Consider the following 13,794-nt stretch of genomic DNA (forward strand, 5'->3'; position numbering starts at 1 on the left):
GGCGGCTGCCGCTTGCCGACATTCTCCGAGGCCAGGGTGTAAAGGCGCGAGATCGATACCCGGGCCTGGCCGTAAAGAAAGCGTAAAAATCGGTCCGTCACATCCCGCTACGAGCGGGCGCATGGGAAGCGCGGGACCGAACGGCTATCATGGCGGCCTTCCCTGCCCCCTGGAGCCTTCATGCGCCTGTTCCACACCTCCGACTGGCACCTCGGCCAAAGCCTGCACGGTCAGGAGCGCGACTTCGAACACGCAAGCTTCCTGCGCTGGCTGCTGCGTCAGCTCGCCCAGCGCCAGCCCGACGTGCTGCTGGTGGCGGGCGACATCTTCGATACGGTCAATCCGCCGGTGCGGGCGCAGGAGCGGCTTTACAACTTCATCGTCAGCGCCCATGAGCAACAAGCGCAGCTGACCATCGTGATGATCGCCGGCAACCACGACTCCGGTTCGCGCATCGAATTACCGGGGCCGTTGATGCGTCGCCTGCGCACCCATGCGCTGGGCCGGGTGATGTGGCTCGAAGACGGCCGCCTCGACAGCGAGCGGCTGTTGCTGCCGCTGCCCGATGCCCATGGCCAGGTGCAGGCCTGGTGCCTGGCCCTGCCCTTCCTGCGCCCCGCCGAGGTGACCGGCGCAACCCTGGGCGAGGATTACCTGCAAGGCATCGCCCAGGTCCACGAAATGCTGATCGCCGCTGCCAATGCCCGACGCTCGCCGGGTCAGGCCCTGATCGCCATCAGCCACGCGCACATGGCGGGCGGTTCGGTGTCGATGGAGTCCGAGCGCAGCCTGGTGATCGGCAGCGCCGAAGCCCTTCCGGCCAGCCTGTTCGATGCCAGCATCAGCTACGTTGCGCTGGGCCATCTGCACAAGCCACAGAAGGTCAACGGCGAATCACGCATTCGCTACAGCGGCTCGCCCATACCGCTGTCGTTTTCCGAGATCGAGTACCCGCACCAGATCCTCGAGATCGAGTGCGCCGGCGAGCAGTTGGTGAGCGTGGAACCGATCCTGATCCCGCGTGCGGTCGACCTGCTGCGCATCGGCCCGGCGCCGTTGCCGCAGGTCCGTGAACAGTTACAGCAACTACCGGACGTGGACCTGTTGGCCGATGTGCTGAGCTACCCCTGGCTGGAAGTGCGGGTGGTACTCGACGAGCCGCAACCGGACCTGCGCCAGCACATCGAAACCGCCCTGCAAGGCAAGGCCGTGCGTCTGGTGCGGATCGCTGCCGAGTACGCCGGGCGGGTCAACGCCGACCACGAGGATGTCGGCGCCCTGATCGAGCTGGACCAGCTCAGCCCCCACGAACTGTTCAGCCGCGCCTGGCTCGACAGCTACGGCAGCGAGGTGGACGAACAGACCCTGGACGACTTCGCGCAGTTGTTGCAGGAAGTGCAGCTGGAGGGCGAAACCCCATGAAGATTCTCGCCATCCGCCTGAAGAACCTCGCCTCGCTGGCAGGCCCGTTCGAACTGGACTTCACCGCCGAACCGCTGGCCAGCGCCGGTCTGTTCGCCATCACCGGCCCCACAGGCGCGGGCAAGAGCACCCTGCTCGACGCCCTGTGCCTGGCGCTGTTCGGCGCCGTACCGCGCCTGGGCAATGCGTCGCAGAGTGCCAAGGTGCCCGACGCCGACGGTGAAATCGGCAGCTACGACCCGCGCACCCTGTTGCGCCGGGGTACCGGGGCGGGCTATGCGGAAGTGGATTTCCTCGGCGTCGACGGTCGTCGCTATCGCGCGCGCTGGGAGGCCAACCGGGCACGGGACAAACCGGCTGGCAAGTTACAGAACAGCCGGCAGTCGCTGCGCGATCTGGACAATGACCAGCTGCTCGCCAGCCAGAAAGGTGAATACAAACAACTGCTGGAAGCTCGCCTGGGGCTGAACTTCGAGCAGTTCACCCGTGCGGTGATGCTGGCGCAGAGCGAATTCAGTGCCTTTCTCAAAGCCGACGACAACGAACGCAGCGAACTGCTGGAAAAGCTCACCGACACCGCGCTCTACACCCGCCTGGGCAAACGCGCCTTCGAAAAGAGCCGCGACGCCCGCGAGCAGCTCAAGCACTGGCAGGACCAGGCCACCGGTATCGCGCCACTGGCCGCCGAAGCGCGCGAAGCGCTGGATCTGGAATTTCACACCGCCAGCGAGCAACTGCGGCAGCACCAGACGCATCTCAAGCAGGTGGAACAGCAACAACAGTGGCACCGCGAAGACCGGCGCCTGAGCGACGACTGCCAGGCGGCACGGCAGCAGGTGGAAGACGCATCCCAGGCATGGGAAGCAGGCGCCGAGCAGCGTTTGCAATTGCACATGCTCGAACAACTGGCACCGCAACGCTACCTGTTCAGCCGCGAGCAGGAAGTACGCACCCAGCTCCGGCCCCTGGCCGAACGTATCGAGCTGTCGCGTTCGCGGCAGCAACGGCAGGCGGTGCAGCAGCAACACCTGGACGAGCAACGCGAGCAGGCCGGGCGCACGCTGCAACAGGCGTTGGCGCAACAGGCCCAAGCGCAGCCCCGGTTGCAGCAGGCCTTCGACGAACAGTCGAACCGGAGCCGATTGCAGGCCGAGCTCGAACCCCTGAGTCCGGCGCTGGCCGATTCCGAGCGGCAGCTTGCGTCCGGGGCGCAGGCGTTGCTGGGCATGGAGCAGCAACAGGCCGACAGTGGCGAACGCCTGCAGCAGGTCGCCGACGCGCTCGAACGCAGCGCCGAGCTGGCGCCGCTGGCCGCCACCTGGAGCGCCTACCTGCCGCGCCTGCAGCAAGTGGTGACGCTGAGCAGTCGCCTGCGCCAGGGCCAGATCGAACTGCCAGAGTTGCAGACGCAGGCACAGGCCACAAAGACGAGCCTGGAAGTGCATCAAAGCGACCTTGCCCGCGTTTTTCAGCATGCCCCATGCAGTGCCGAGGAACTGCCCGAGCGCTTGCAGCAACTGACCCAGCGCCTGCAACAGCAACGCCTGGCACTGCGTGACGTACAGGAACTGGAACGGCTGTGGCAGCGGCGCAACGCCGTTCAGGAACGTCTCGAACAAGGACGCCAGCAGCAGGCCACCTTACTGGCCCGGCGCGAGCAATTGACCGCCCAGGGGCTGGAGGTCCGCGCAGCCCACGAACAGGCCGAGCAAGCCTTGAAGGTGACCCTGCAACTGCTCGAACGCCAGCGCCTGGCGCGCAGCGAAAGCGTCGAACAGTTGCGCGAACGCTTGCAGCCCGAGCAGCCCTGTCCGGTCTGTGGCAGTGTCGAGCACCCCTATCATGCTCCGGAGGCGCTGTTGCAGGCGCTGTCGGCGCACGATGACGACGAAGAACAACGCGCCCGCGCTGCGTTGAAGCCATTGTCCGAACGCCTGGTCGAGCTGCGTACCGAAGTCGGCGCGCTGATCGAGCAGCACAAACAGCTCAAGGCGCAGGAGCAACAATGGCTCGACCAGCCAGGTGACGCCGAGCTGGCCCGGCATCCGCTCTACCCTGCCCTGAGCGACGCCGAGCAGCCGGCGGACTGGCTGCGCGACACCCTGGCCAACCACACGCGTCTGATCGACGAGGATGAACGTCAGCAGAACAGCCTGCTGGCCTTGCAACAGCAGGCGACCGCCCTGCAGCGCGCCGTGGCGCAGGCCAGGGAAGCCAGCCAGCAGGCGCAGCAGACACTGCAGGCGCATCAGTCCCACCTGGACGCCGACCAGCAGCGGCTCGACGACGAGTTACAGGCGCTGGCCAGTCAGTTGCCCGCCGCTCGCCTGCAGGCCCTGCGCGAACACCCGGCGCAGACGTTCATGGCCTTGGAGCAGAACATCGCCGAGCGCCTGGCCCAGATCGAGCAGCGCGATGAAGAACAGTCGGAATTCGACGCCCGTGCGCGACGCATCGAACAGGCCCGCAGCGAGCATGCGCGGCAGCAGACCGACTGCGAGCAGCAACGCCAGCGGGTCGAGGCGCTGTCCACGCACCTGCAGACTTGCGAAGCACGACTGCGCGAATTGCTGGGCGAGCATGCCCAGGCGACCGCCTGGCAGACGGCCTTGCACGATCAGGTCGAGACGGCGCGCGAGCAGGAACGGCAGGTCGACCGACAGCAACAGGATCTCCGAACCCAGACAGTGCAGACCGCCAGCGCCCTGGAGGCCGACACTGCGCAGCAGGCCCAATTGCAGCAAACCCTGGCTGACGTGCAGCAGACCCTGCACGCCTGGCGCGAGCAGCGTCCGCAACTGGACGACGACGGGTTGCAGGCACTGCTCGCCATCGATGAACCCCAAGTCGATGAGCTGCGCAGCCGCCTGCAGGCCACGGAAAAAACCCTGGAACAGGCGCGCATCCGCTTGCACGAACGCGAGCAGCGCCAGCAGGCTCATCGGGCACAGGTCGACGCGATCGCCAGTGCCGAGGCGCTGGACGCACAGCACGCGGCCCTGCTGATGGACGTCGAACGGCAGGAGCAGCAATGCGCCGAGCTGCGCGCCCAGCAAGCCGAAGACCAGCGTCGGCACAGCGCCAACCAGACCCTGCAGACGCAGATTGCCGAGGCCGATGCGCACTACCAGCGTTGGGCGCGCCTGGCAGCACTGATCGGTTCGGCCGAAGGCGATCGCTTCCGCAAGATCGCCCAGGCCTACAACCTCGACCTGCTGGTGCATCACGCCAACGTGCAACTGCGTCAGCTGGTGCGCCGCTACCGCCTCAAGCGCGGCGGCAGCATGCTCGGGCTGTTGGTGCTGGACACCGAAATGGGCGACGAACTGCGCTCGGTGCATTCGTTGTCCGGCGGGGAAACCTTTCTGGTGTCGCTGGCACTGGCCTTGGGGCTGGCGTCGATGGCATCGAGCACGCTGCGCATCGAGTCGCTGTTCATCGACGAAGGCTTCGGCAGCCTCGATCCCGAATCACTGCAACTGGCGATGGATGCGCTCGATGGCCTGCAGGCGCAGGGACGCAAGGTGGCGGTGATTTCCCACGTGCAGGAGATGCACGAACGCATCCCGGTGCAGATTCAGGTGCGGCGTCTGGGCAATGGGCTGAGCAGCGTCGAGGTCAGCGGCTAGCGCCCTGACCCGGACAACGCGGCGTGCCTGGCACGCCGGGTTGTCTGTAGCGTGTTACTGAGTCAGGAATTTCAGGTCCGACGGCGCGTCCTGCTTGAAGCTCTGTACCGTCTCACCCAGCATCCCGGTGCTGGCGTCGCGCTTGAGCACGGTGATCTGGTTGCTCTTCTGGTTGGCGATCAACAGGAAGTGACCGGTGGGGTCGAGGGCGAACTCGCGTGGGTGATCGCCGTCCACGTGCCGACGCTGGATCTCCTTGAGATGGCCGGTGCCGGGGTCGACGCTGAACACCAGCATCTGGTTGGCCGTGCCACGGTTGCTCACGTAGAGGAAGCGACCATCGGCAGACAGGTGCAAGGCGCCGCTGGCGCTTTCCTTGCCGACGGTGCCCAGTTCGAGCAGCTGCTGGCGTACGAGGTTGCCATCTTTGACGTCGAACATGGCCAATTGACCGCTCATTTCCAATGTCAGGTAGGCGTGCTTGCCATCACGACTGAACAGCAGGTGACGCGGACCACTGCCGTCCGGCAGTTGCACCGAGGCCGGTTGAGCGGGCACCAGCGGACGCTCGGCGGACTTGGGCTCATAACGGTACACGTAGACCCGGTCGGCGCCCAGGTCGCTGGCGTATACGTAGCGGCCCGAAGGCGGCAGCGACACCACCGAGTGCACGTGGGGCCCGGCCTGGCGCTCGGGGTTGACCTGGCTGGCCACGTGCTTGAGCTCCTGCACGACGTTACTGAGGGTGCCGTCTTCGGCCACATTCAGCACGCTGAGGCTGCCGCCCGGATTGGCACTGACGGCATAGTTGGCGACGAACAGGTGGCGCCCGTCCTGGCTCAGGCTGGAATGGGTCGGCTCGTCGCCGCTGGTGGCCACCTGATTGACCTGACGGATATCGTGGGTCTTGCCGTCCACGGTGAAGCTGGTGACCTTGCCAATTACGTCTTTCTGGCCGGGGCCGTTTTCATTGACCACGAACAGGCGGCGCTGGTCCTGGGACAAGGTCAGCCAGGACGGGTTGGAACTCTTGACCGTCTGCCGAGGCTGGGCCTCGATCTGGCCGGTAGTGCTGTCGAAGGCGTAGCGGTAGATGCCTTCGCTGGAACCCTGGGTGTAGGTGCCCACCAGCAGGTCATATTTTTCGGCTGCAGCGGCGTGCAGGGATGTCAGGGCCAAGCCGTTGACAAGCATGGATAGCAGAACTCGCTTCATGAAGGTTTCTCCGAAGCCTCTTGTGTGTGGCCGATCTTGCATGGCGCTGAATGTTGTTGCGGCAGCAGGAGCGAACGTGGATCGGACTTTACAGACCACCGTGTTCACGCCTGGGTTTCATCGTCTTCGTCGCGGGCCGAAAAGGCACTGAGGCAAGTCAGGGTGTGGGACGTGCCGTCGCGAGTGATAACGAAGCTGTCGGGCTCGGCACCTGGCTGAGCCGCTTGCTGCTCAGCCAGGGTAAACGCCCAACGCTTGAGCTCGCGGCCGTCCATGCATTCGATGTGCAGGGTCTGCTCTTCGTCGAAGGAGAAGTCGAAGGCATGCAGCGTGTCGATCAGCAGCATGTCGCAGGTTTCTAGCGCGGTGGGCAGGGTCATGGTCGGACCTCCTGGGTAAAGTAGGACCATGATACCTGCGATGCATCCTTCTGGCCTGCTGTCGCGCCCCTACAGGACGCCCACGGTGCCTGGAGCGAACGCCTGCTCTGCCTGGCCAACGCTGTTCACCAACGGTGCGCCGAACTCCGGCAGGCTGATTTCGAAGCGATCGCCCACCTGGGTGGCGACGCCATCGGCGAACGACAGCGTGGCCGTGCCGAAGAAGTGAATGTGCACGTCGCCGGGATTGAGGAACTGCGCGTACTTGAAATGGTGGTACTCGAGGTTGTCGAAGCTGTGGCACATGTTCGCTTCGCCACTGAGAAATTCCTTTTCCCAGATCACCTCGCCAGCACGCCGGATACGGCTGGTGCCGGACAGGTGCTCGGGCAGCTCGCCCACACGCAGCTCCGGACCATAGCTGCAACTGCGCAACTTGGAATGGGCCAGGTAGAGGTAGTTCTTGCGTTCCATCACATGGTCGGAGAATTCGTTACCCAGGGCGAATCCCAGGCGATACGGGCGGCGGTCCGGGCCGATTACGTACAGCCCACCCAGCTCGGGCTCTTCGCCGGCGTCTTCGGCAAAGGGCGGAACGGGGAACGCCTGGCCGGGCCGCACGACGATGCTGCCGTCACCCTTGTAGAACCACTCCGGCTGCACGCCGGGCTGGCCCGCGGCCGGCTTGCCGCCCTCCACGCCCCACTGGAATATCTTCATGCTGTCGGTGACTGCCGTGTCGGCGCTGTGCTGATGCATCTTGTCCCGGGTGGCGGCACTGCCCAGGTGGGTCAGGCCGGTGCCGGTCACCAGCATGTGCGCCGGATCGGGGTGATCCAGCGGCGGCAGAATGCGCCCCTGTTCGAGCAACTGCGGGTAGTCGTGCTGCTCACCCAGACCACGGCCATCCACCGCCTGGGCCAGGCCATGGCCTGCGGCGATGGCGGCCAAAGCCAGTTCACGAACGCTGTTCGCGCCGCGCACTTCGTGGACCCGATCGCCATCGACCAGACCGACCCGACGTTGACCGTTGTTCAATTCAAATTGCACCAGATGCATGACGAGCTTCCTTTTGCTGGGTTCAGGAACGGGCGCTGGCGGCGAACGCATCGGCCGGCAGCACGTGACGGCGCTCCAGCAACTGGTAGACCACTGCGGTCAGCACCAGCCCGAACACCATCACGCCGCTGAGAAAATACAGGCCGCTGGCCAAGTTACCGGTGTACTCCTTGAGCGCGCCGATCACGAACGGCCCGATGTAGCCGCCCAGGTTGCCCACCGAGTTGATCAGGGCAATGCCGGCCGCCGCACTGGCCCCGGCGAAGAAGCGACCCGGCAGGGTCCAGAACACCGCCGTGCAGGAGAACAGGCTGAACGCCACCAGGCACAGAGCTGCCAGTTGCGCCGCCGGCAGGCTCAGCCAGGCGCTGAGAAACAGACCGATTGCGCCCAGCACGTACAGCACCGCCAGATGGCCGTAGCGATCGTTGAGACGATCCGAGCTGCGCGGGATGAGCAACAGGCCGATGATGCCGAATACATACGGCACCGAAGACACGAATCCGGTGGTCAGGTCGCTGCCGCCGAATTGTTTGATCAAGGTCGGCAACCACAGGCCCAGGCCGTAGATGCTCAAGGTCACCGGCAGGTAGAACAACGCCAGCAGCAGCACGCGAAAATCCTTGAGCGCATGCAGCGGGTTGCCGTGGCGCGTCTGGCCATAGGCTTGCAGGTCGTTCTGCAGTTCAGTGGCCAGCCAGTCTTTCTCAGCCTGGTTCATCCATTTGACCTGCTGCGGGCCATCGGGCAGCCAGCGCAGCACCGGCCAGGTCAGCAGGATGGCCGGCGTGCCGATGACGATGAACAACCACTGCCAGCCGTGCAGGCCGAGCACGCCGTCCATGCCCAGCAGAGCGCCAGACACAGGCCCGGTGATCATCATGGCGATGGGTTGGGACAGAATGAACAGACCCAGGATCTTGCCGCGGTGACGGACCGGGAACCACTGCGTGATGTAGTACAGCACGCCGGGAAAGAAGCCGGCTTCGGCCGCCCCCAGCAGGAAGCGCATGACATAGAAGCTGTGCGGACCTTGCACAAACGCCATGCCGATGGTGATGGCGCCCCAGGTGATCATGATGCGGGCGAACCAGCGACGGGCGCCGAAGCGTTCGAGCATCAGGTTGCTGGGGATTTCCAGTAGAAAGTAGCCAATGAAGAACAGCCCTGCACCCAAGCCGTAGGCGGCGTCGCCGATGCCCACGTCCGCGCCCATGTGCAGCTTGGCGAAGCCCACTGCGGAGCGATCCACGTAGGCGATCAGGTACAGCAGAATCAGGAACGGGATCAATTTGAAGGTGATGCGGCGTATAAGCCCGAGTTCCTGGCTCATGGGATCGATCTCCACTTTCTTGTTTTTATGCTTGTTTTGGGTGGGAAGGCCACAGCGCCCCGTCGCCCTTTTCGGGGGACCTGAAACGACGCTCAACCTTCACTGAAATCGACTTTATAGTATTACTATTTGCTTCACAAGCTCTTCCAATCGACGATCCAATGGCCTATTTTGAGGGCATACACAAAAACAAGTCTTACAATAAGAGAGCCCTCATGCCTGACAACAAACCCACCCTGCGCTCGGCCCAATGGTTCGGTACGGCTGACAAGAACGGCTTCATGTACCGCAGCTGGATGAAGAACCAGGGCATCGCCGATCACCAGTTCAATGGCAAGCCGATCATTGGCATCTGCAACACCTGGTCCGAGCTGACCCCTTGCAATGCCCACTTCCGCACCATCGCCGAACACGTCAAACGCGGCGTGATCGAGGCCGGTGGCTTCCCTGTGGAATTTCCGGTGTTCTCCAATGGCGAGTCCAACCTGCGCCCCACGGCGATGCTCACCCGCAACCTGGCCAGCATGGATGTGGAGGAAGCGATCCGTGGCAACCCGATCGACGGCGTGGTGCTGCTCACCGGCTGTGACAAGACCACCCCTGCCCTGCTGATGGGCGCGGCCAGCTGCGACGTGCCGGCCATCGTCGTGACCGGCGGGCCGATGCTCAACGGCAAGCACAAGGGCAAGGACATCGGCGCCGGCACCATCGTCTGGCAGATGCACGAGTCGTACAAAGCAGGCCAGATCAGCCTCGACGAGTTTCTCTCGGCCGAGGCCGGCATGTCGCGTTCGGCCGGTACCTGCAACACCATGGGCACCGCCTCGACCATGGCCTGCATGGCCGAAGCGCTGGGCACTTCGCTGCCGCACAACGCCGCCATTCCCGCAGTGGACTCGCGTCGCTATGTGCTCGCGCACATGTCGGGCATGCGTGCGGTGCAGATGGTTCGTGAAGACCTGCGCCTGTCGAAGATCCTTACCAAGGAGGCGTTCGAAAACGCCATTCGGGTCAACGCGGCCATCGGCGGCTCGACCAATGCGGTGATCCACCTCAAGGCCATCGCCGGCCGGATCGGCGTGGACCTGGAGCTGGACGACTGGACGCGCATCGGCCGCGGCACCCCCACCCTGGTCGACTTGCAGCCGTCGGGGCGCTTCCTGATGGAGGAGTTCTATTATTCCGGTGGTCTCCCGGCCGTCCTGCGCCGCCTGGGGGAAAACAATCTGATCCCCAACCCGGATGCCTTGACCGTCAACGGTCAGACGTTGTGGCAGAACGTGCAGAACTCGCCGATCTATGGCGAGGACGAGGTGATCCGCGCCATCGACAACCCCTTGGTGGCCGACGGTGGCATCTGCGTGTTGCGCGGTAACCTGGCGCCGCTAGGGGCGGTGCTCAAGCCCTCGGCCGCCACTCCTGCGCTGATGACCCATCGCGGTCGCGCGGTGGTGTTCGAGGACTTCGACATGTACAAGGCGCGCATCAACGATCCAGACCTGGACGTGGACACCAGCTCCATCCTGGTCATGAAGAACTGTGGGCCCAAGGGTTATCCGGGCATGGCCGAGGTCGGTAACATGGGCCTGCCGGCCAAGCTGCTGGCGCAAGGAGTCACCGACATGGTGCGCATTTCCGATGCGCGCATGAGCGGTACCGCCTACGGCACGGTAGTCCTGCACGTGGCGCCGGAAGCAGCCGCCGGCGGGCCGTTGGCAGTGGTCCGCGAAGGCGATTACATCGAGCTCGATTGCGCCAGCGGGCGCTTGCATCTGGACATCCCCGACAGCGAACTGCAGGCCCGCCTGGCTGACTGGCAGGCACCGGCGCAATCGTCGCTGGTGGGCGGCTACCGGCAGTTGTACATCGACCATGTGATGCAGGCCGACCAGGGTTGCGATTTCGATTTTCTGGTCGGGTGCAGGGGGTCCGAGGTGCCGCGGCATTCGCATTGACCACCCCGCGCCGCGACGCCAGCCTGTAGGAGCGGTCAGTGGCCGCGAAAAAAACACTACGGTGCATCAGGATATACCGTGGCGTTTTTTTCGCGGCCGATGACCGCTCCTACGAAATGGGCGGTGACTGGGCATAAAAAAACCCGACTCAAGGTCGGGTTTTTGCATCGCTATCAAGCAGGCATGAAGCTTACTTGGCGCGACCTTTGTACGAACCGCCTTCACGGGTGTCGATCTCGATCATGTCGCCGATCTCGATGAAGTCCGCAACGCTCAGCTCGGTACCGTTCTTCAGTTTGGCAGGCTTCATGACCTTGCCCGACGTGTCGCCGCGAGCGGAACCTTCGGTGTAGTCGACCTGACGCACGATGGTGGTCGGCAGCTCTACGCTGACCAGACGCTCTTCGAAGAACACGGCTTCGCAGACGTCGGTCATGCCTTCTTCCACGAATGGCAGAACGGCTTCGATGTCTTCGGCGTTCAGTTCATACATGGTGTAGTCGGTGGTATCCATGAACGTGTAGCTGTCACCGCTGATGAACGACAGGGTCGCTTCCTTGCGGTCCAGGATCACGTCGTCCAGCTTGTCGTCGGCACTGTAGACGGTTTCGGTCTTGTAGCCGGTCAGCAGGTTCTTCAGCTTGGTCTTCATGATCGCGCTGTTACGGCCCGACTTGGTGAATTCAGCTTTCTGAACCAGCCAAGGGTCGTTGTCGATACGGATCACGGTACCGGGTTTCAGTTCTTTACCAGTTTTCATTACGAATATCCGAATTTGGATGGTGATTTACAAAAATCTAGGCCGCGTATCATAGCCAATTTCGGTAAAACTGCACCAGCGCCGTCGCAAGATCAGCTTGTGCGGCCTGTAGCGCGCACCATTGACGCGCGTGCGCGACCAGTTCCGGCCAGTGTTCGAGGGCCTCGCGCCACGCCGGGCCGATGTCGGCGCCCTCCACGCTCTGGTTCCAGGCCCGCCACAGTCCGCGCAGCGCCGCATAGGCCGCGGGCGACAGGCCTTCGCCGTAGCGATCGAGGAACGCTTCGAGCTTTTCCCAGTGGGCGTATTCTTCCTGCACATAGATGTGCCAGACCATCGGCGCGGCGGCCCACTGGGCGCGAACGAAGGAATCTTCGCCGCGCACGGCATTGAAATCGCAGCACCACAGCAGCCGGTCATATTCGCTCTGGCGGACGAACGGCAGCACCTGGACCTTCAGGCTGCCTCGTTGCACCTGGCTGCCGACCTCCAGGGAAGCGTCGCCCAGCCATTGCCGTACATCGGCCAGCACTCGTCCTTCGGGGACCAGCAGATGGTTGCTGCGCGTATCGTCAGCCAGCGCGTCCAGCCATGAGGCCAGGCCACTGTGCTCGTAGGCGAACAGGGACAGCAAGCGCGCTCCCGGTTCGGGCTCCACGCCCATTCCTGCGAGAAACGCCTGACGCGCCGCAGGATCGGCCTGGAAAGCCTCGCGCTGCTCGATCAGCCCGGCTTCGCGCAGCAGGCCACCGGTCCCCGTGGTGAAGCCGGGGAAGAAGAAGTACTTGCGCAGTCCGCCCGGCTGCGGCGACGGCAGGCCGTGGCAGCCATCGACCCAGGTTTCGGCGCTCAGGTAATCGAGGTTCAACCACAATCGTGACGGGCTGCGAACCGCCATCGCGTCCACATATTCAGGCGGCAACTTGCAGGCGAAGGCCCCCACCACCACATCGGCGACCTCGGTCGCTTGCCATTCGCCACTCCAATGCCGGACTTCGACGCCGTCGTGCCACTGCTGCGCCTGCTCGGCGTTCGCCGCAGGCCACAGGCGAGCGAACGGCACCAGGTCGTCGACCCACAGACGAACCTGCATGCCGTGCTCGACCTGCAGCTGCCGGGCCAGGCGCCAGGTGATACCAATGTCGCCGTAGTTGTCCACGACCGTACAGAAAATGTCCCAGGTGGCCTTCATGGCTGACTCCAACGCAAACGGTTACACAAAGCGCGCTATTGTCCGCATAAACACCGGCGCACAGAAGCATTAAAGGCGGTTCGTGCGACAATCGTGCGCTCGCCCCAATCATCAGTCTGCCCATGAACAAGCCTGCCCTGCTGCAATCGATCATCGAACGCCTGACCCTGGACCTGGACGTTGCCCAGCGGGCCGCCCAGACGGCCTATGAAACCGCCACCCACGAAGAGAACGTGGCCGAGAACAAATACGACACGCTGGGGCTGGAAGCGTCCTACCTGGCCACTGGACAGGCGCGACGGATGGAGGAGATTCGCCAGGGGCTGGCGAAGTTTCGTGCATTGCAGTTGCGTGACTTTCGGGCGGGAATCGAGCTGGGCGCGCTGGTGACGCTGGAATCGGCAACCGGTGCGCGCCAGTGGTTTTTTCTGGGTCCGGATGCGGCGGGGTTGAAGCTTGAGTTCGAAGGCTGCCCGATCATGGTCATTACCCCACGCTCGCCGCTGGGGCAAAGCCTGTTGGGCAAAGAGGTGGACGATGAGGTCAGCATGGGCGGCAACGTTCAGGTCATCGCCGAGGTGATTTGACGCCCGGAGCAAGTAGACACACCGCATGCACCGCCGACGCGGCTTGTTTGACACACCGCGTAAGATATTGACGCTGCAATCCCCTGTAGCAGCGGTGCAAGCCGCGTCCGGCCTCGACGCGGATTGTCTGATACACCGCATGCACCGCCGACTCGGCTCGCGCCGCTGCTACAGGGATTGTGCATACCGCGTCTGTGTGCAACGCGGTTTGTTTGGCACACCGCGTGAGACATTGACGCTGCAATCCCCTGTAGCAGTGGTG

Annotated in this window: 10 protein-coding genes; 4 read left to right on the forward strand and 6 right to left on the reverse strand. The window is 63.9% G+C overall.

Annotated elements, in window-relative coordinates; translation table 11 throughout:
• The first annotated feature begins 180 nt into the window (after positions 1-180).
• Both B2V21_RS00780 and B2V21_RS00785 read left to right on the forward strand, forming a co-directional pair.
• Complete coding sequence (locus tag B2V21_RS00780; protein WP_286915738.1) at positions 181-1,422, forward strand: exonuclease SbcCD subunit D C-terminal domain-containing protein; 1,242 nt, start codon at positions 181-183, stop codon at positions 1,420-1,422.
• Positions 1,419-5,051: an AAA family ATPase gene (locus tag B2V21_RS00785; protein ID WP_286915739.1), complete on the forward strand. Its 3,633-nt coding sequence runs from the start codon at positions 1,419-1,421 to the stop codon at positions 5,049-5,051. Before B2V21_RS00780 ends, B2V21_RS00785 begins: the two co-directional genes overlap by 4 nt.
• 54 nt (positions 5,052-5,105) lie before the next feature.
• Here B2V21_RS00785 and B2V21_RS00790 read toward each other — a convergent pair whose 3' ends face one another.
• The 4 genes from B2V21_RS00790 to B2V21_RS00805 form a co-directional block, all read right to left on the reverse strand.
• Positions 5,106-6,266 (reverse strand): lactonase family protein, encoded by a 1,161-nt coding sequence (locus tag B2V21_RS00790; RefSeq protein WP_056843630.1) that lies wholly within the window; start codon positions 6,264-6,266, stop codon positions 5,106-5,108.
• Between the two features lie 104 nt (positions 6,267-6,370).
• Entirely contained in the window at positions 6,371-6,646 is a 276-nt protein-coding gene (locus B2V21_RS00795) for a DUF5629 family protein (protein ID WP_236707082.1), read from the reverse strand.
• Positions 6,647-6,715: 69 nt separating this feature from the next.
• Entirely contained in the window at positions 6,716-7,705 is a 990-nt protein-coding gene (araD1, locus tag B2V21_RS00800; protein ID WP_286915740.1) for an AraD1 family protein, read from the reverse strand.
• A gap of 22 nt (positions 7,706-7,727) precedes the next feature.
• Entirely contained in the window at positions 7,728-9,038 is a 1,311-nt protein-coding gene (locus B2V21_RS00805; RefSeq protein ID WP_056843633.1) for an MFS transporter, read from the reverse strand.
• Positions 9,039-9,253: 215 nt separating this feature from the next.
• On the opposite strand from B2V21_RS00805, the gene B2V21_RS00810 reads away from it, so the two are divergent.
• Positions 9,254-10,993 (forward strand): IlvD/Edd family dehydratase, encoded by a 1,740-nt coding sequence (locus B2V21_RS00810; RefSeq protein ID WP_286915741.1) that lies wholly within the window; start codon positions 9,254-9,256, stop codon positions 10,991-10,993.
• 190 nt (positions 10,994-11,183) lie between these two features.
• Here B2V21_RS00810 and B2V21_RS00815 read toward each other — a convergent pair whose 3' ends face one another.
• On the reverse strand, positions 11,184-11,753 hold the full coding sequence (locus tag B2V21_RS00815; protein WP_049858924.1) for an elongation factor P: 570 nt from the start codon (positions 11,751-11,753) through the stop codon (positions 11,184-11,186).
• 49 nt (positions 11,754-11,802) lie between these two features.
• The gene (earP, locus tag B2V21_RS00820) at positions 11,803-12,945 is read right to left on the reverse strand and encodes an elongation factor P maturation arginine rhamnosyltransferase EarP (protein ID WP_286915742.1); all 1,143 of its coding nucleotides are present in this window, start codon (positions 12,943-12,945) and stop codon (positions 11,803-11,805) included.
• Between the two features lie 122 nt (positions 12,946-13,067).
• Between earP and B2V21_RS00825 the strand changes: the two genes are divergently transcribed.
• Complete coding sequence (locus B2V21_RS00825) at positions 13,068-13,532, forward strand: GreA/GreB family elongation factor (protein ID WP_286915743.1); 465 nt, start codon at positions 13,068-13,070, stop codon at positions 13,530-13,532.
• Positions 13,533-13,794: the final 262 nt, after the last annotated feature.

Origin of the sequence: Pseudomonas sp. UBA6276 (assembly GCF_002438365.1) — a bacterium.
Lineage (GTDB): Bacteria > Pseudomonadota > Gammaproteobacteria > Pseudomonadales > Pseudomonadaceae > Aquipseudomonas > Aquipseudomonas coleopterorum.

Coding starts and splice junctions, on each gene's coding strand:
- B2V21_RS00780 (WP_286915738.1), top strand. CDS start 181: ATGCGCCTGTTCCACACCTCCGACTGGCACCTCGGCCAAAGCCTGCAC.
- B2V21_RS00785 (WP_286915739.1), top strand. CDS start 1,419: ATGAAGATTCTCGCCATCCGCCTGAAGAACCTCGCCTCGCTGGCAGGC.
- B2V21_RS00790 (WP_056843630.1), bottom strand. CDS start 6,266: ATGAAGCGAGTTCTGCTATCCATGCTTGTCAACGGCTTGGCCCTGACA.
- B2V21_RS00795 (WP_236707082.1), bottom strand. CDS start 6,646: ATGACCCTGCCCACCGCGCTAGAAACCTGCGACATGCTGCTGATCGAC.
- araD1 (WP_286915740.1), bottom strand. CDS start 7,705: ATGCATCTGGTGCAATTTGAATTGAACAACGGTCAACGTCGGGTCGGT.
- B2V21_RS00805 (WP_056843633.1), bottom strand. CDS start 9,038: ATGAGCCAGGAACTCGGGCTTATACGCCGCATCACCTTCAAATTGATC.
- B2V21_RS00810 (WP_286915741.1), top strand. CDS start 9,254: ATGCCTGACAACAAACCCACCCTGCGCTCGGCCCAATGGTTCGGTACG.
- B2V21_RS00815 (WP_049858924.1), bottom strand. CDS start 11,753: ATGAAAACTGGTAAAGAACTGAAACCCGGTACCGTGATCCGTATCGAC.
- earP (WP_286915742.1), bottom strand. CDS start 12,945: ATGAAGGCCACCTGGGACATTTTCTGTACGGTCGTGGACAACTACGGC.
- B2V21_RS00825 (WP_286915743.1), top strand. CDS start 13,068: ATGAACAAGCCTGCCCTGCTGCAATCGATCATCGAACGCCTGACCCTG.